The 15,108-nt window shown below is 59.6% G+C and carries 15 protein-coding genes and 4 tRNA genes; 13 read left to right on the top strand and 6 right to left on the bottom strand.

Annotation, left to right across the window (positions count from 1 at the left end; genetic code table 11):
• Positions 1-163 precede the first annotated feature (163 nt).
• Positions 164-706, bottom strand: coding sequence for a TetR/AcrR family transcriptional regulator (locus HDC30_RS07705; RefSeq protein WP_098967895.1), 543 nt, complete (start codon positions 704-706; stop codon positions 164-166).
• Positions 707-797: 91 nt separating this feature from the next.
• Between HDC30_RS07705 and HDC30_RS07710 the strand changes: the two genes are divergently transcribed.
• From HDC30_RS07710 to HDC30_RS07725, 4 genes are all read left to right on the top strand, one after another.
• Positions 798-1,985 carry an MFS transporter gene (locus HDC30_RS07710; RefSeq protein WP_096797722.1) on the top strand — a complete coding sequence of 396 codons (1,188 nt, stop codon included), beginning with the start codon at positions 798-800 and terminating at the stop codon, positions 1,983-1,985.
• A 51-nt stretch (positions 1,986-2,036) separates the two neighbouring features.
• A complete protein-coding gene (locus HDC30_RS07715; RefSeq protein WP_115990372.1) occupies positions 2,037-2,348 on the top strand; it encodes a cupin domain-containing protein in 312 nt (103 codons plus the stop codon).
• Between the two features lie 105 nt (positions 2,349-2,453).
• Positions 2,454-3,605 carry a TDT family transporter gene (locus HDC30_RS07720; protein WP_096797724.1) on the top strand — a complete coding sequence of 384 codons (1,152 nt, stop codon included), beginning with the start codon at positions 2,454-2,456 and terminating at the stop codon, positions 3,603-3,605.
• Positions 3,606-3,702: 97 nt separating this feature from the next.
• A complete protein-coding gene (locus HDC30_RS07725; protein ID WP_183782069.1) occupies positions 3,703-5,577 on the top strand; it encodes an MFS transporter in 1,875 nt (624 codons plus the stop codon).
• Between the two features lie 95 nt (positions 5,578-5,672).
• Here the strand turns inward: HDC30_RS07725 and sugE are convergent, their stop codons facing one another.
• From sugE to rdgC, 3 genes are all read right to left on the bottom strand, one after another.
• Positions 5,673-5,987 carry a quaternary ammonium compound efflux SMR transporter SugE gene (gene sugE, locus HDC30_RS07730; protein ID WP_003223093.1) on the bottom strand — a complete coding sequence of 105 codons (315 nt, stop codon included), beginning with the start codon at positions 5,985-5,987 and terminating at the stop codon, positions 5,673-5,675.
• Between the two features lie 119 nt (positions 5,988-6,106).
• Positions 6,107-7,072, bottom strand: coding sequence for a bile acid:sodium symporter family protein (locus tag HDC30_RS07735; protein ID WP_096797726.1), 966 nt, complete (start codon positions 7,070-7,072; stop codon positions 6,107-6,109).
• A gap of 146 nt (positions 7,073-7,218) precedes the next feature.
• The gene (gene rdgC, locus HDC30_RS07740) at positions 7,219-8,139 is read right to left on the bottom strand and encodes a recombination-associated protein RdgC (RefSeq protein ID WP_003223096.1); all 921 of its coding nucleotides are present in this window, start codon (positions 8,137-8,139) and stop codon (positions 7,219-7,221) included.
• A gap of 159 nt (positions 8,140-8,298) precedes the next feature.
• Here rdgC and HDC30_RS07745 point away from each other — a divergent pair.
• The 4 genes from HDC30_RS07745 (at position 8,299) to HDC30_RS07760 (ending at position 8,841) form a co-directional block, all read left to right on the top strand.
• Positions 8,299-8,374, top strand: a tRNA-Val gene (locus HDC30_RS07745).
• Positions 8,375-8,393: 19 nt separating this feature from the next.
• A tRNA-Asp gene (locus HDC30_RS07750) sits at positions 8,394-8,470 on the top strand.
• Positions 8,471-8,669: 199 nt separating this feature from the next.
• Positions 8,670-8,745: transfer RNA gene (locus HDC30_RS07755), tRNA-Val, on the top strand.
• Between the two features lie 19 nt (positions 8,746-8,764).
• A tRNA-Asp gene (locus HDC30_RS07760) sits at positions 8,765-8,841 on the top strand.
• Positions 8,842-9,060: 219 nt separating this feature from the next.
• Here the strand turns inward: HDC30_RS07760 and HDC30_RS07765 are convergent.
• Positions 9,061-10,224 (bottom strand): catalase family protein, encoded by a 1,164-nt coding sequence (locus HDC30_RS07765; protein ID WP_409347905.1) that lies wholly within the window; start codon positions 10,222-10,224, stop codon positions 9,061-9,063.
• The gene (locus HDC30_RS07770; protein WP_183782071.1) at positions 10,221-12,029 is read right to left on the bottom strand and encodes a di-heme-cytochrome C peroxidase; all 1,809 of its coding nucleotides are present in this window, start codon (positions 12,027-12,029) and stop codon (positions 10,221-10,223) included. Before HDC30_RS07770 ends, HDC30_RS07765 begins: the two co-directional genes overlap by 4 nt.
• 270 nt (positions 12,030-12,299) lie before the next feature.
• Between HDC30_RS07770 and HDC30_RS07775 the strand changes: the two genes are divergently transcribed.
• The 5 genes from HDC30_RS07775 (at position 12,300) to HDC30_RS07795 (ending at position 14,987) form a co-directional block, all read left to right on the top strand.
• On the top strand, positions 12,300-13,016 hold the full coding sequence (locus HDC30_RS07775; RefSeq protein WP_007966725.1) for an FKBP-type peptidyl-prolyl cis-trans isomerase: 717 nt from the start codon (positions 12,300-12,302) through the stop codon (positions 13,014-13,016).
• A gap of 294 nt (positions 13,017-13,310) precedes the next feature.
• A complete protein-coding gene (locus HDC30_RS07780) occupies positions 13,311-13,766 on the top strand; it encodes a YkvA family protein (protein WP_096797729.1) in 456 nt (151 codons plus the stop codon).
• A gap of 112 nt (positions 13,767-13,878) precedes the next feature.
• The gene (locus HDC30_RS07785; protein ID WP_027613366.1) at positions 13,879-14,220 is read left to right on the top strand and encodes a helix-turn-helix domain-containing protein; all 342 of its coding nucleotides are present in this window, start codon (positions 13,879-13,881) and stop codon (positions 14,218-14,220) included.
• Complete coding sequence (locus HDC30_RS07790; RefSeq protein ID WP_003223109.1) at positions 14,217-14,588, top strand: hypothetical protein; 372 nt, start codon at positions 14,217-14,219, stop codon at positions 14,586-14,588. Before HDC30_RS07785 ends, HDC30_RS07790 begins: the two co-directional genes overlap by 4 nt.
• On the top strand, positions 14,589-14,987 hold the full coding sequence (locus tag HDC30_RS07795) for an SEL1-like repeat protein (protein WP_027613365.1): 399 nt from the start codon (positions 14,589-14,591) through the stop codon (positions 14,985-14,987). It abuts the gene before it with no gap.
• The last annotated feature ends 121 nt before the right edge of the window (positions 14,988-15,108 follow it).

Below are 15,108 nucleotides of genomic sequence, written 5' to 3' on the forward strand. Positions count from 1 at the left end.
AAGGTCGTGGCGTGGCGGGGTGTCGCAGGTTTGAAACCGGGTGGTTTTTGAGGTGACCGGTCATGCCCCATCGCTGGCAAGCCAGCTCCCACAAGGATCTGCAGTGGGCACAGCTTTTGTGAGCATCACAGACCCTGTGGGAGCTGGCTTGCCAGCGAAAGCGTCAGTCCTGCTTCAGCGCGATATCGATCAACCGATGCAGCTCATCCACCTCCAGCGCCGCCGCCGAAAACAGAATCCGGAACACCACCGGCGCCACCACCAGATTGATCAGATGATCAACGCTCGGCGCCGGCTCGTCAGGGTGACGCTCGATGATGGTCTGCAACTGCGCGCCAAGAATCGTCACGCAATAACCCGGCGTGGCACTGGCCTGCACGTCGCGCATCATGTTGCGCCCCGGCTCCGAACTCATTTCGTCCAGATATTGCTCGGCCCAGGCGCGGATATCACCGCGCAGGTCACCGGTCACCGCCGGTTCGCTGTCAGGGCGCATGCGGGCGAGGGCGACGTCGGCGAGCAACGCCGCCAGATCACCCCAGCGCCGATAGATCGTCGACGGCGTGACCCCGGCGCGCGCCGCGATTTGCGGGACGGTCACGCTGCTGCGCTCCTGTTCCTGCAGAAGCGCGCGAACTGCCGAATGAATCGACTCTTGCACCCGGGCACTGCGGCCACCGGGGCGTAAACCTTCTTTAATAGCCATGCGTCAGACCTTAACACAAAGAATTTGCTTTAAGCCAAAGCCGAGAGCACACTCCGCAAAAGCAAAAAATTAGCTTTTGCGGAGTGTGCCCATGACCAGCCTTGCTTCCAACCGTGGCAGCCTGATTTTTCTGGCGATCACCTTACTCAGTTTTCTCGCCGCTTCCACGGCGCCGACGCCGTTGTATCACCTGTATCAGGATCAACTGCACTTCTCGGCAGCGGTGCTGACCCTGATTTTCGGCGTGTATGCGCTGAGTCTGCTGGCGGCGCTGCTGACGGTCGGATCGCTGTCCGATCACCTGGGACGTAAACCGGTGATTTTCACTGCCGTGCTGCTCAATGCGCTAGCGATGTTGCTGTTTATCAGCGCCGACAGTGTTGCCTGGCTGATCAGCGCCCGCGTATTGCAGGGTTTCGCCACCGGCATGGCCACCGCTGTTTTGAGCGCCACACTGCTCGACACCGACCGTCAGCAAGGGCCGTTGATCAACAGCGTCGCACCGTTGCTCGGCATGGCGCTGGGCAGCATGGGCTGCGGCTTGCTGGCCGAGTTCGCCCCGGCGCCGTTGCAACTGACTTACTGGCTGCTGCTGGCGCTGTTTGTGTTGCAGGCGGTGTATGTCTGGCGTCTGCCGGAAAGCGTCACCCCGCAATCCGGGGCTTGGGCTTCACTGCGGCCGACCCTGCATGTGCCGGTTCAGGCGCGTTCGACCTTATGGCGTGTGCTGCCGCTGAACACCGCAACCTGGGCCCTCGGCGGCTTTTTTGCCTCACTGGCACCGTCGCTGGTGCGCACTGCTACCGGTTCGACTTCGAACCTGATCGGCGGCGCTACCGTTTCGGCGTTGACCGTGACCGGGGCGCTGATGATCTTCACTTTGCGCAATCGTCCCGCCGGCAAAGCCCTGCAAATCGGCGCCAGTCTGCTGCCTATCGGCGTGCTGCTGATTTTGCTCGGCGTGCACAGCGCCAGTCTGGCGCTGTTTTTCCTCGGCACACTGGTTGCCGGTTGCGGCTTTGGCTCGGGTTTCCTCGGCGCGGTGCGCAGCCTGGTGCCGTTGGCCCTGCCGCATGAACGGGCCGGTTTGATGTCGGCGTACTACGCGCTGAGTTATCTGGCGTTCTGCCTGCCGGCCTTGTTGGCCGGGCATTTGACCCGAGCCTATGGGTTGCTGGCGACCACCGACGGCTACGGCGCCGGATTGATCGTCCTTGCCGTCGCCGCGCTGTTGCTCAGCCTGCGCCCGCAAGCAGTGAAGGCTTGCAGCACTCCATAAACGTGATGGTTTCAGCTACCTTTGTCCGGCCTTCTTTTCACGGATCGACAGATGAAGATTATCCGCAGCAAGTCGTTCACCGCCGAGCGTGCCTGGGGTGCGCTGGACATCGCCAACATGAACGGTATCACCACGCGTCTGCACTGGACTGATCAGCCGTACAAATGGCACGTCAACGATGGCGAGGAAGTGTTCGTGGTGCTCGATGGGCAGGTGCAGATGCACTATCGCGAACAGGGCGAAGAAAAACAGGTGCTGCTTGAGGTTGGCGATATCTTCTACGCCTCGGTCGGCACCGAGCACGTGGCGCATCCACGGGGCGCGGCGCGGATTCTGGTGATCGAGAGCGAAGGCAGTGTTTGACTGCTTATCTGTAAAGTAGATAACAGATAGAGAAATTACCCGTTATATAGATATTCGATTCGGTTCTACCATGGGCTCAACCTCACCAGAGGACAGGAGTTCATGATGACTTGCCCCAACATTGCTAAACCCGGCATCAAGCCGTTCAGCCAGCTTCAGCATCCGCGTGAAGTGATCCGTCAATTCACCCCGAACTGGTTCGCCGCGACCATGGGTACCGGCGTGCTGGCCCTGGCGCTGGCGCAACTGCCGGTGGCGATTCCCGGGTTGCACGCGGTGGCCGAAGGTTTGTGGCTGTTCAACATTCTGTTGTTCACCCTGTTTACCTTCGCTTATGCCGCGCGCTGGATTTTATTCTTCGATGAAGCGCGGCGGATCTTCGGCCACTCCACCGTATCGATGTTCTTCGGCACCATTCCCATGGGCCTGGCGACCATCATCAACGGCTTTCTGCTGTTCGGTCTGCCACGCTGGGGCGAGGGTGTGATTCATCTTGCCGAGGTACTGTGGTGGCTCGACGTGGCGATGTCGCTGGCCTGCGGTGTGTTGATCCCTTACATGATGTTTACCCGCCAGGAACACAGCATCGACCAGATGACGGCGGTCTGGCTGTTGCCGGTGGTGGCGGCGGAAGTGGCGGCGGCCAGCGGCGGCTTGCTCGCGCCGCATCTGGCCGATGCCCACGCGCAACTGGTGGTGCTGACCACCAGCTACGTGCTCTGGGCATTTTCCCTGCCGGTGGCGTTCAGCATTCTGACTATCCTGTTGCTGCGCATGGCCCTGCATAAACTGCCTCACGAAAACATGGCCGCTTCGAGCTGGCTGGCCCTCGGTCCGATCGGTACCGGTGCGTTGGGTATGTTGCTGCTGGGCGCTGATGCACCGGCGATCTTCGCCGCCAACGGCCTGCCGGGCATCGGTGAAATCGCTGCGGGGCTGGGGCTGGTCGCCGGTATCACGCTGTGGGGCTTCGGCTTGTGGTGGATGTTGATGGCGCTGCTGATCACCGCGCGTTACCTGCGTGACGGCATCCCGTTCAACCTCGGCTGGTGGGGTTTTACCTTCCCGCTGGGCGTGTATTCGCTGGCGACCCTCAAGCTCGCCAGTACGCTGAACCTCGGTTTTTTCAGCGTGGTCGGCTGCATGCTGGTGAGCCTGCTGGCGGTGATGTGGCTGATCGTCGGTAAACGCACCGTGCAAGGCGCGTGGCGCGGTGAGCTGTTTGTCTCACCTTGTATTGCAGGGTTGAAGAAATAACCTGAAAAGTTTAGGTAAGGTGTGGCCTGGAACGCCGATCGAGATTCCAATAAGCAGATCCAGGCCATTCTCTACCGACCTCAGGGAAACACGGAAGATGAGTCACCCCTCACAGTTCAACCTGCTTCGCACTCGGCGCTTCCTGCCGTTTTTCATCACGCAGTCGCTGGGCGCGTTCAACGACAACGTGTTCAAGCAGTCGCTGATCCTCGCCATTCTGTATCGGCTGACCATCGAAGGTGACCGTTCGATCTGGGTCAACCTGTGTGCGCTGCTGTTTATCCTGCCGTTCTTTCTGTTTTCGGCGCTGGCCGGGCAGTTCGGGGAAAAATTCGCCAAGGACGCGCTGATCCGTCTGATCAAACTCGCGGAAATCGCGATCATGGCCGTCGGATCGATCGGTTTCCTGTTCGATCACCTGTCGCTGATGCTGGTGGCGCTGTTTGCCATGGGCACGCATTCGGCGCTGTTCGGGCCGGTGAAGTATTCGATCCTGCCGCAGGCGTTGCGCGAGGATGAGCTGGTCGGCGGCAACGGTCTGGTGGAGATGGGCACGTTCCTGGCGATTCTCGCCGGGACCATCGGCGCCGGGATCATCATGTCCTCGACGCACTACGCGCCGCTGGTTTCGACCGCGATTGTCGGGATTGCGGTGCTGGGATATCTCGCCAGTCGCAGCATTCCGCGCGCTGCCGCCGCATCGCCGGAAATGCGCCTGAACTGGAATATTTTCAGCCAGTCCTGGGCCACGCTGAAGCTCGGGCTGGGCCAGACGCCTGCGGTGTCGCGCTCTATTGTTGGCAATTCGTGGTTCTGGTTTGTCGGGGCGATTTATCTGACGCAGATCCCGGCCTACGCCAAGGAATGGATGCACGGCGACGAAACCGTAGTCACGCTGATCCTCACGGTGTTCTCGGTAGGGATTGCGCTGGGTTCGATGCTTTGCGAGAAACTCTCCGGGCGCAAGGTCGAGATCGGACTGGTGCCGTTCGGTTCGTTCGGTCTGACCGTGTTCGGCCTGTTGCTGTGGTGGCATTCCGGCGGAATCCCCGAGAGCGTCACCGGCCACAGCTGGACTGAAGTGCTGGGCTTTGCGCATACCTGGGCGGTGCTGGTCGACATTCTCGGCCTCGGCATTTTTGGCGGTTTCTATATCGTGCCGCTGTACGCGTTGATCCAGTCGCGCACCGCCGAGAACGAGCGGGCGCGGGTGATTGCCGCCAACAACATTCTCAACGCTCTGTTTATGGTGGTCTCGGCGATCGTTTCGATCGTGTTGCTGAGTGTGGTCAAACTGTCGATTCCGCAGCTGTTCCTGGTGGTGTCGCTGTTGAACATCGGCGTCAACGCCTACATCTTCAAGATCGTCCCCGAGTTCAGCATGCGTTTCATGATCTGGCTGCTCAGCCATTCCATGTACCGCGTCGAGCACCGCAACCTCGAGGCGATCCCGGACGAGGGCGCGGCGCTGCTGGTGTGCAACCACGTGTCGTTCGTCGATGCGCTGCTGATCGGCGGTGCGGTGCGTCGGCCGATTCGCTTTGTCATGTACTACAAAATCTATAACCTGCCGGTGCTGAACTTTATCTTCCGCACGGCGGGAACAATTCCGATTGCCGGACGCAACGAAGACATCCAGATCTACGAAAAGGCCTTCACCCGGATTGCCCAGTATCTGAAGGACGGTGAGCTGGTGTGCATCTTCCCCGAAGGCAAGTTGACCACCGATGGCGAGATCAACGAGTTCAAGGGCGGGCTGACGCGGATTCTCGAAGAGACGCCGGTGCCGGTGATTCCGCTGGCGTTGCAAGGGTTGTGGGGGAGTTTCTTCAGCCGCGATCCGAACAAGGGGCTGTTCAAGCGGTTGTGGTCGCGGGTGACGTTGGTGGCGGGTTCGGCGGTGACAGTGGACGCGGCGGAGCCGGCGAAACTGCAGGGGTTGGTGGGGGCGTTGCGCGGGACTGTCAGGTAGATATATTGATCGCGCCCCTTCGCGAGCAGGCTCGCTCCCACATTTGAAATGCACTCCAGTGTGGGAGCGAGCCTGCTCGCGAAAGCGCTAGTTGCTTAAGCGCTGACCTTGAGGCCAATCAACCCGGTAATGATCAACGCCACACTGGCCAGCCGAATCAATGCCATCGACTCGCCAAACAGAATGATCCCCGCAATCACCGTGCCCACGGCGCCGACCCCGGTCCAAATTGCATAAGCCGTACCCAGCGGCAATTCCTTCATTGCCAGACCCAGCAGGCCAAGGCTGATGGCCATGGCCGCAACGGTCAGGACGGTGGGGAGCGGGCGGGTGAAGCCGTCGGTGTATTTCAGGCCGACGGCCCAGCCGACTTCGAACAGGCCGGCGAAAAACAGAATGATCCAGGACATAAGAGACCTCCATCGATTGACGGGGCCGTCCCCAGATTGATAACTCGATCGAGCCGCAGGGTCGTCCCCGCGTAACGCAACAGTCTGCCGAGCATTAATCCGGGGATCAAGTTTGCCGGTCAGTCGGCCGGCTGCTGCGCTAGCGCCTCACGGTCTTCTTTCTCGCTCATGCGCCGGAAGTACGTCGAGAGCAACGCCCCGGAAATGTTGTGCCAGACGCTGAACAACGCGCTCGGCACCGCGGCCAGCGGCGAGAAGTGCGCACTGGCCAACGCCGCGCCCAACCCCGAGTTCTGCATGCCGACCTCCAGCGCCAGCGACTTGCGTTGCGCCAGTGGCAGCTTGAACAGACGTCCGGTGAAGTAACCCAGCAGGTAGCCGAAGCTGTTGTGCAGCATCACCACGGCCATGATCAGCAGCCCGGATTCGGCAATCTTCGCCTGACTGGCAGCTACTACGGCGGTGACGATGATCACGATGCTGACCACCGACACCAGTGGCAACACGTCCACCGCGTGGCGCACCTTATCGCCGAGCACGCGTTGCGCGACCACGCCGAGCACGATCGGCAGCAGCACCACTTGCAGAATCGACCAGAACAATTCCATGAACGAAACCGGCAACCACGCCGAAGCCAGCAGCCAGATCAGCGCCGGGGTCAGCAGCGGGGCGAGGAGGGTGGTGACGGCAGCAATCGCCACCGACAGCGCCAGATCGCCGCGGGCCAGCCAGGTCATGACGTTGGAAGAGGTGCCGCTTGGGCAGCAGCCGACCAGAATCACCCCGACGGCGATTTCCGGCGGCAGGTGGAAGATCTGGCAGAGCAACCACGCCACGCCGGGCATGATCACGAAATGTGCGACCACGCCCAAAGCCACGCGCCACGGATGGCGGGCGACGGCAGCGAAGTCATCGAGTTTGAGGGTCAGGCCCATGCCGAACATCACCAGTCCCAGCAGCGGCACGATCGCACCCTTGAGACCGAGAAACCACGCCGGTTGCAGGAACGCGATCACGGCGAAAATCAGAACCCAGTAAGCGAAAGTGTTGCCGACAAAGCGGCTGAGTGCAGCCAGTGCGCGCATGGCCCGATCCTTATTATTAGTTACACCACAAAACCAATTGTGGGAGCGGGCTTGCTCGCGAAAGCGGCGTGCCAGACACATTAATGTTAACTGTCACTCCGCATTCGCGAGCAGGCTCGCTCCCACAGTTTTGAAACTCGTCAGGATTAGATCCCCTGCGGAGTCTCTTCACCGCCCAACGCTTCCACCAGTGCCGGCAGGAAGTCGCCGAAGGTCAGCATCATCAGGGTGAAGCTGGCGTCCAGTTGGCCCAGAGCCTCGTCGCCGCCGTCCTGTTCCGCCTGATCCTGCAGCAGGTCTTCGAACTTCAGGCGTTTGACGGTCATCTTGTCGTCGAGCATGAACGACAGTTTGTCCTGCCAGGCCAGCGACAATTGGGTGACTACTTTGCCGGTGCTCAGGTGCAGCTGGATTTCTTCGCTGGTCAGATCCTGACGCTTGCAACGCACGATGCCACCGTCTTCGTGGGTATCGCGCAACTCGCACTCGTCCAGCACGAAGAAGTCCGGGGCGGCTTGCTGGGTGGTCACCCACTCGGTCATCACGGCGGTCGGTGCGGTTTTCACGGTCAGCGGACGCACGGGCAGGGTGCCGAGCACTTCACGCATTGTGGAAAGCAGGTCTTCGGCACGTTTCGGGCTGGCGGAGTTGACCAGGATCAGGCCCTGTTTCGGCGCGATGGCGGCGAAGGTCGACGAGCGACGGATAAAGGCGCGCGGCAGGAACGCCTGGATGATTTCATCCTTGATCTGATCGCGTTCCTTCTTATAGACCTTGCGCATCTGCTCGGCTTCGATCTCTTCGACCTTTTCCTTGACCGCGTCGCGCACGACGCTGCCCGGCAGAATGCGTTCTTCTTTACGCGCAGCGATCAGCAGGAAGTCACCGCTGACGTGCACCAGTGGCGCATCTTCGCCTTTGCCGAACGGCGCGACGAAACCGTAGGTGGTCAACTCCTGGCTTGCACATGGACGCGCCAGTTTGGTGGCCAGTGCAGTTTCCAACGCCTCGGCATCGACAGGCAGGTCTTGGGTCAGGCGATAGATAAGCAGGTTTTTGAACCACATGGGGTGAGTCTCTCCTTTATACAAAGGGGGGCATTATTGTCTTCGCCGGGTCATAGGCCAACCCTTCTCTAAGCCTTTGGAAGGCCTGAGAAAATTAATTAAAAAAGTGCTTGCCAGAGGTTGGGTCGCTCCGTAGAATGCGCGCCACACCGAAGCGAAGGGTGATTAGCTCAGCTGGGAGAGCGTCTGCCTTACAAGCAGAATGTCGGCGGTTCGATCCCGTCATCACCCACCATTCGTTTCAAGTGTTTAGCGCAGCGGTAGTTCAGTCGGTTAGAATACCGGCCTGTCACGCCGGGGGTCGCGGGTTCGAGTCCCGTCCGCTGCGCCATATTCGGTAACCTGGACCACTGAACGCCAGGTCACCACGGAAAAACCCGCTGAAGCGGGTTTTTTTCTGTCTCAAGTTTGTACCTTGTTCCATCGGGTTTGTGTCGTTTCACCGGTTTTCGGATTTTTTTGAAAAAAACTTCAATTAAATCAACACATTACGAAAACTTGTGGCATAATGCGCCCCGTAACGAAGCGAAGGGTGATTAGCTCAGCTGGGAGAGCGTCTGCCTTACAAGCAGAATGTCGGCGGTTCGATCCCGTCATCACCCACCATTCGTTTCAAGCGTTTCGCGCAGCGGTAGTTCAGTCGGTTAGAATACCGGCCTGTCACGCCGGGGGTCGCGGGTTCGAGTCCCGTCCGCTGCGCCATATTCGGTCACCTGGACCCACTGAACGCCAGGTCACCACAGAAAGCCCGCCAAGTGCGGGCTTTTTGCTGTCTGCGATTTGAGCATTTCTGCAATGCCTGTGTGGCGAGGGGATTTATCCCCGATGGCCTGCGCAGCAGGCCCAAAATCTTGAAGCTGGGGCTGCTTCGCATCCCATCGGGGATAAATCCCCTCACCACAAATCATCTCCTCGTCATCTCTATTCGGCATTGCGACTGTGCCGATAATCGCTCACCGCCTCATACACCGCTTTGCGCAAGCGGTTGATCCCGCCAATTGGCCGATGCGCCTCGATACCAAACCACGGGTTGAACGACAGGTTGTCACACTCCAGATTCAATGCCGGTGTGTCGAAGTCCTGCGCAGGCAGGGTAATCCGCGCCACTGTTTCGAACGGTGAATCCTGCTCGCGCCATTCGATGCTGGTGTCCTCGATCGGCATGTACTTGTTCGCGTCCTGGCGCTGAATCTGCAGCACAAAACACGCTGGCACCCGATCCGTCGACAGTTGCTGGTTCAAGGCGCTGCGCAGGAAATTCGGCAGGTCGTGGTTTTGCGGGGGCAGGGCATACGCCGGGCAATTATCCGGATCCGGCGCAACGCGAAACTTGGCATTGGCCTCGCCAAATTTGTAAGGCGATACCGAAAAGTAGGTGGTCGCGGTCGGGCTGTCCGGTGGCGGCGCCAGAGTGGCCAGCGCGATGAACAGGTGGCGGATCTGCCAGCTGCGCGGGTCCCAACCGGGGAAAAACGCCATGATTTTTTTGCCGTCAGCCTGAGCCGCCACATTCTGACGATACTCGGCGACATCGCTGACAAAGAAGTTCGGGTGGCTGAACATCACGAAGTCTTGCTCGTGGCGCTGCTGACGGTCGCCCAGCAATGGTTTGCCGGGCACATCGAGCAGTTTGATTGCCATGCCCCGGGCATCGCGGATGCTGTCGAACTGCGGGTAGGCGTTGCCATTGGACAGGCGAATCATCGCCTGCCAGGTTTTGCCCGGTTCGCTGAACACCCCTTGGCGCAGCGCTGGTGCCAGTTCCGGCAACACCGTCACTTCGGCTTTCACGCAACCATGGGCCTTGGCATGCGCGTCGCGCAGATAACGCGTGCTTTCGCGATGTTGATCGACGATGCGTACGGCGGTCTGGATCACATCCTGGGTCATCGCCGCTTCACCAGCGGGAATCTGTTCCTGCGCCGATACCGGGCCTCTGTGTTGCCAGACGAACCATGCGCTCGCGATGGCCCAGCCCAGCAGGCCGATAATCAGCAATGTCAGTAGGGCTTTGCCTAGCAGGCGCCCCAGCCATAACCAGACGCGGGCGAACATCGACGGTCTTTTGTACGGGTTGATCATCATGGCAATTGCGCCTCCAACGGTCCGCCCAGTACTTTCAGGTACTCCAGCAAGGCCCAGCGTTCTTCTGGTTGCAGCAGTCGGCCGATGACCCCATTGCCACGCTCGCCGGCGCGGAATTCATGACCGCTGTTGTGGTTGCCGGAAATTCGCGTGTCGAACAGGAAACCATTGGTAAAGGCTTCGGTGCGATAGCCCAGATGACGCGGGTCGTATTCGAACGAACCTTTATAAAACGTTGTGGCACGCTCATCCTGCGGTGACAGCAGTTGATAAAGGCTCGGTACTGAACCGTTGTGCAGAAACGGCGCGGTGGCCCAGATACCGGCCAACGGCCTGGCCTTGTAGGCGACCTTTTCGCGCACGCCGATCGGCAGACCGAAGCCATCAAGTTTTGGCTTTTCCTGAGGGGTGACACCAGCCTCGCGATAAGCGCGGTTTTCGACGAATGCGGTGACGTAAGCCAGGCCCTTGGCCACCGATAGCTGGCTCAGATCCAATGGCTCTTTGGGCGTTGGATGCAACTTCACATCCATCTGCTCCAACTCCTTCAGGTCCCATTGCAGCGGCGTCAGGTCGAAACGGTGGTTGGCAATGTTGGTCGCCGCATTCGGATCGGTACCGATTACCTCCACCGGCAGCAGGTGCAAATGCTGCACCCAGCGTTCGCCCTCTTGGGTCTTGCGCGGCACGTGGCAACCGGCGCAGTTCTCCGCAAACAGGGCGCGGCCCTTGGCGGCCAGCGGTTTGTCGATGGCGCCCAGAACATCCTCCGGCCAGGCCGGCGGTTGCAGGCGTTGCAGGGTTTCTTCGATTTTATGCAGATCGCGCACGCGCACACTTGAGGCATAACGCGCATCGCCCTGCAGCGGCTGGCCGTTGTTGTCGAAGAAATTCAGCGTGGCGCCGACCCCCAGTGCCTCACCGATATTGCGCGCCATCGGTTGCTGCGCCGAGCCGTTCCACTGCACCCAGTCGAACGTCCACATGTCCCACAGTTGCGGGTAGTCCACCGGTGCATTGGCCACGCGGTAGTTAGCGGGGGAGATCGCGTCGCCGAAGGTGGCGTTGGCGATGCGGCCGAATGCGTCGGTGCGGCCCGGGCCTTCTTCGGTCGGGTAGAGGCCGCGATGCGTGTCGTTCCAGGCGACTTTGAGGAAGGTGTTCAGCGATTGCTTGAAGTCTTTGCGCAGTTGCTCGTGGCGTGTCTCGTATTCATCGCCCAGAACATTTTTGGCGAAACGCTCGAATTTCCATGGGTTGTAGTAAGTCGCGGCCAGACTTGCGACCAAGGCTTGTCCGAAACTGCCACCGCGTAATGTAGGAACGCTGGAAGGCAAGACATGCTGCGCTGAACCACCGTCAATTCGCACGGCCTGGCCTTTGAAGCGCAATTCGCCAGTGTGGCAAGCAGCGCAGGTGATATCGAGATATTGCTCGGTGCCACCAGGATTCGCGTGGCGGGTGAAGCCGACCGGCAGATTGCCGGGGTTGTTCGACGTGGCTTTCTGCTGTGGATCAACCAGAAATCCGAAGCGTGCGAGGTATTCCGGGGACGCGAAACGCTGCTGCGAGAAGGGCAGTTCCAGCGCCTCGAACCACTCATAGCGCAGGCCTTTGACCTGTGTGCCCTGCGGCGTGAAGTAGTAAGTCTGGCGTTCCTCCTCGCTCCACTGCTGCAGGTAATGCACCTGTTGGGCCGGGGTATAGAAGGGCAGTTTCGGGTAGGCGACGTAGTACAGAATCACTGCCAGAGCCAGGCCCAGCAGCACAATGATCAGTGCCAGCACACGGTATAAGAGGCGCAAGATAAACATCCTTGTCGAGTTGTTGCCTTGTTATGCCTCAGCTGTTGCAGGTGCGGCAAGTGGCCATTACGCCAACTGTCGTAGGAAGTCTCATCAGCCCTTGTCAGCTCCAGATGACAGAAGCTTCATCGTCCCTTGGCCCGAATGCGTTTTAATCCCTGAACTTATCGGACATTTCCTGCTCTCATGCCGGTAGCCATTGGTCGTGGCGGCCTGATAAGCTCGCGGCTTTACTCGATTGCCCTTTCGGCGCATGAACAAGGAAATAGCATGAAACAGCATCGGTTGGCGGCGGCGGTAGCCCTGGTTAGCCTGGTCCTCGCGGGTTGTGATTCGCAGACCAGCGTAGAGCTGAAAACCCCGGCGCAAAAAGCTTCCTACGGTATCGGCCTGAACATGGGCAAGAGCCTTGCTCAGGAAGGCATGGATGATCTGGACTCCAAAGCGGTAGCCCAGGGCATCGAAGATGCCGTCGGCAAGAAAGAACAGAAGCTGAAAGACGAAGAACTGGTCGAAGCCTTTGCCGCGCTGCAAAAGCGTGCTGAAGAGCGTATGGCCAAGATGAGCGAAGAGTCGGCAGCCGCTGGCAAGAAATTCCTCGAAGAAAACGGCAAGAAGCCTGGTGTCACCACCACCGCTTCCGGTCTGCAGTACGAAGTGGTCAAGAAAGCCGACGGCCCACAGCCTAAGCCTACCGACGTCGTGACTGTTCACTACACCGGCAAGCTGACCAACGGCACCGTGTTCGACAGCTCTGTTGAACGTGGCAGCCCGATTGATCTGCCGGTCAGCGGCGTGATCCCGGGTTGGGTTGAAGGTCTGCAACTGATGCACGTTGGCGAGAAGTACAAACTGTACATTCCTAGCGATCTGGCTTACGGCGCGCAATCGCCAAGCCCGGCAATCCCGGCCAACTCGGTTCTGGTCTTCGACCTGGAACTGCTGGCCATCAAGGATCCTGCCAAAGAAGACGCCGCCGCCAAGTAATCGGCTGTAGCTTCGAAGACAACGCCTCGCATATGCGGGGCGTTGTTGCATCTGGACGATGCTGGCGGTAAACAGAGCGAACGGATGGCGCTTACAGCAGTCCTAGAGATTGAGGCTGCCAGCGCTAGACGCCCTGAGCCGCCAAGTCAATGAAATATTGGGGTTTTTTATGTGAGTAAAAAACGCCCGATCTGAGCGCGGCCCTTATAAAACGGGGCTTTCAGCGCTGAAATGCAGCTCTGTTCACAAGGTTATCCACAATTTGTGTGGATAACATTTCAACGGGAGAAATAGATGAAAGCGCCGTGGAATTTCGCCCGATTTCTGCCCCTCGCCGGTCGATTGCTGGCGCGTGGGCGTCTGCCGACCCTGTTGTTCGCGGTGGCGAGCAAAGGAGCGGCGCAAGGCAATCGCCTTGGCAAACTCAAGGAAGATCTGCGTTTGCTCCAGGCACTGTGTCTTGCATACTGGCGTGGCGAATACCGAGCGATCAGCCCGAAAGCCATCGTCTCGGTGGTGGCGGGCCTGATGTACTTCCTCAGCCCGGTGGATGCGATTCCGGATTTCATTCCGGTGTTCGGTATGCTCGATGACATCGCCGTTCTGGCCTGGCTGATGAAAACCCTCGACGATGAGCTCAATGCTTTTCGGCTCTGGCGCAACCGCCAGCAGCCGGAAAAACTCGCGGTGGTCGAGCGCCTGCCTGATACCCCCGAGCTACTTCAGCTCCAGGGCCCGAAAAAGCCCTGATTCACTCCGCCTGCAGACAGATAGATACCCCCCGCGACCTTGGCCGCTGTTAGGATTACACTTCTAGGGAAAAGTGCCGACTCGCTAAGTGTTGTTGTCCTACGGGGTAGTCATGGATATTCAGATAATTGCACGCGATGGCGAACCCGAATATGCGGTTCTGCCATGGGTTCAGTATCAGGCTCTACTGAAAGCAGCAGGCATCAACGAAACACCGCAGCAGCAGGCGCCAGCGCCGGCCGCCGCAACGCCAGACCCGATTCTTCCAGGTCTGGATCAACTACGCAGTTTGCGCGAAGGGAAGGGCATCGCCATTGAGGCGCTGGCCCGCACGGTAGGCATCAGCCCGTCTTATCTGGCCATGATCGAAAGCGGCGAGCGTCAACCTGACGCCGCGATTCGTCGCAGCCTGGCCTGGGAACTGACGGTGCCGGGTTGGAGGGATGAATCGTGAGCGTACGCATCAGTCGTCAACATTGGGACGGATTGCTCGGGGAGCTGGATCAGGCGCGCAGGCAGCGCCATCTGTTGACCTATCGAGCCTTGCTCGAGCGTTTGCAACTGCCGACGCCGGCGATGCAGACGCTGACCGCGGCACTTGAGCATCTGGCCGCGCTGGACGCCAAGGCTGAACAGCCGTTGCGCAGTTCGCTGGTGATCAGCCAGGGTGCCAGCCGTTTGCCACGTACCGGTTTTTTTGAATGCGTCGAGCGTCTTGGACGCTTTTCCGGGCCGTCCGATGGCGTTGCGGCTGCCTCCTGGCATGCGTCGGAAGTGGTCAGGGTTTTCGAATACGAGTACCCGGAATCGGCGGAGGCCTGAGTGTTCTTACGACTCAAGGCGTCGGCCAGTTACTGGTTGGCCCGTAGGCTGTTTCACTGGTCTTGGTTTGTTCGCCAGCCCAGAGGCTGGCGCTGGCTCGAAGGGCAGTTTGCGCGCATGGCCAATCTTGGCGATGTCGGCGCGCAGAGCTTTTATGGGCACATTCTGACGTTTCGCGGGGTTGGCCTGGGTGCCCGCGAAGAGGGTGTGCGGCTGTTGCGTCTGGCGGCGCTTGCCGGCGACGGCAAAGCGGCCTATCAGGTCGGCGTGATCAGCTTGGCCGGTACGCCGAGCAAAGCGCCGGATCCGACCGAAGCAGCACGCTGGTGGACGCTGGCCGCCAAGGCCGGCCACCCGTTGGCCGAGCTCAAACTCAAAGAGTTGAGCGCTCGGGATTAAACCCGGTAAATCATTTTGTATCGCTCGATAAACGTGGCGTGAGGGAAACCTCACGCCACGTTTGCGTTTATCGCTATACGTTTTGTAGTAATCACCCTTTTGCGGATTAGTCCTACAGCAA

It is taken from the genome of Pseudomonas sp. JAI115 (assembly GCF_014200835.1).
Lineage (GTDB): Bacteria > Pseudomonadota > Gammaproteobacteria > Pseudomonadales > Pseudomonadaceae > Aquipseudomonas > Aquipseudomonas putida_A.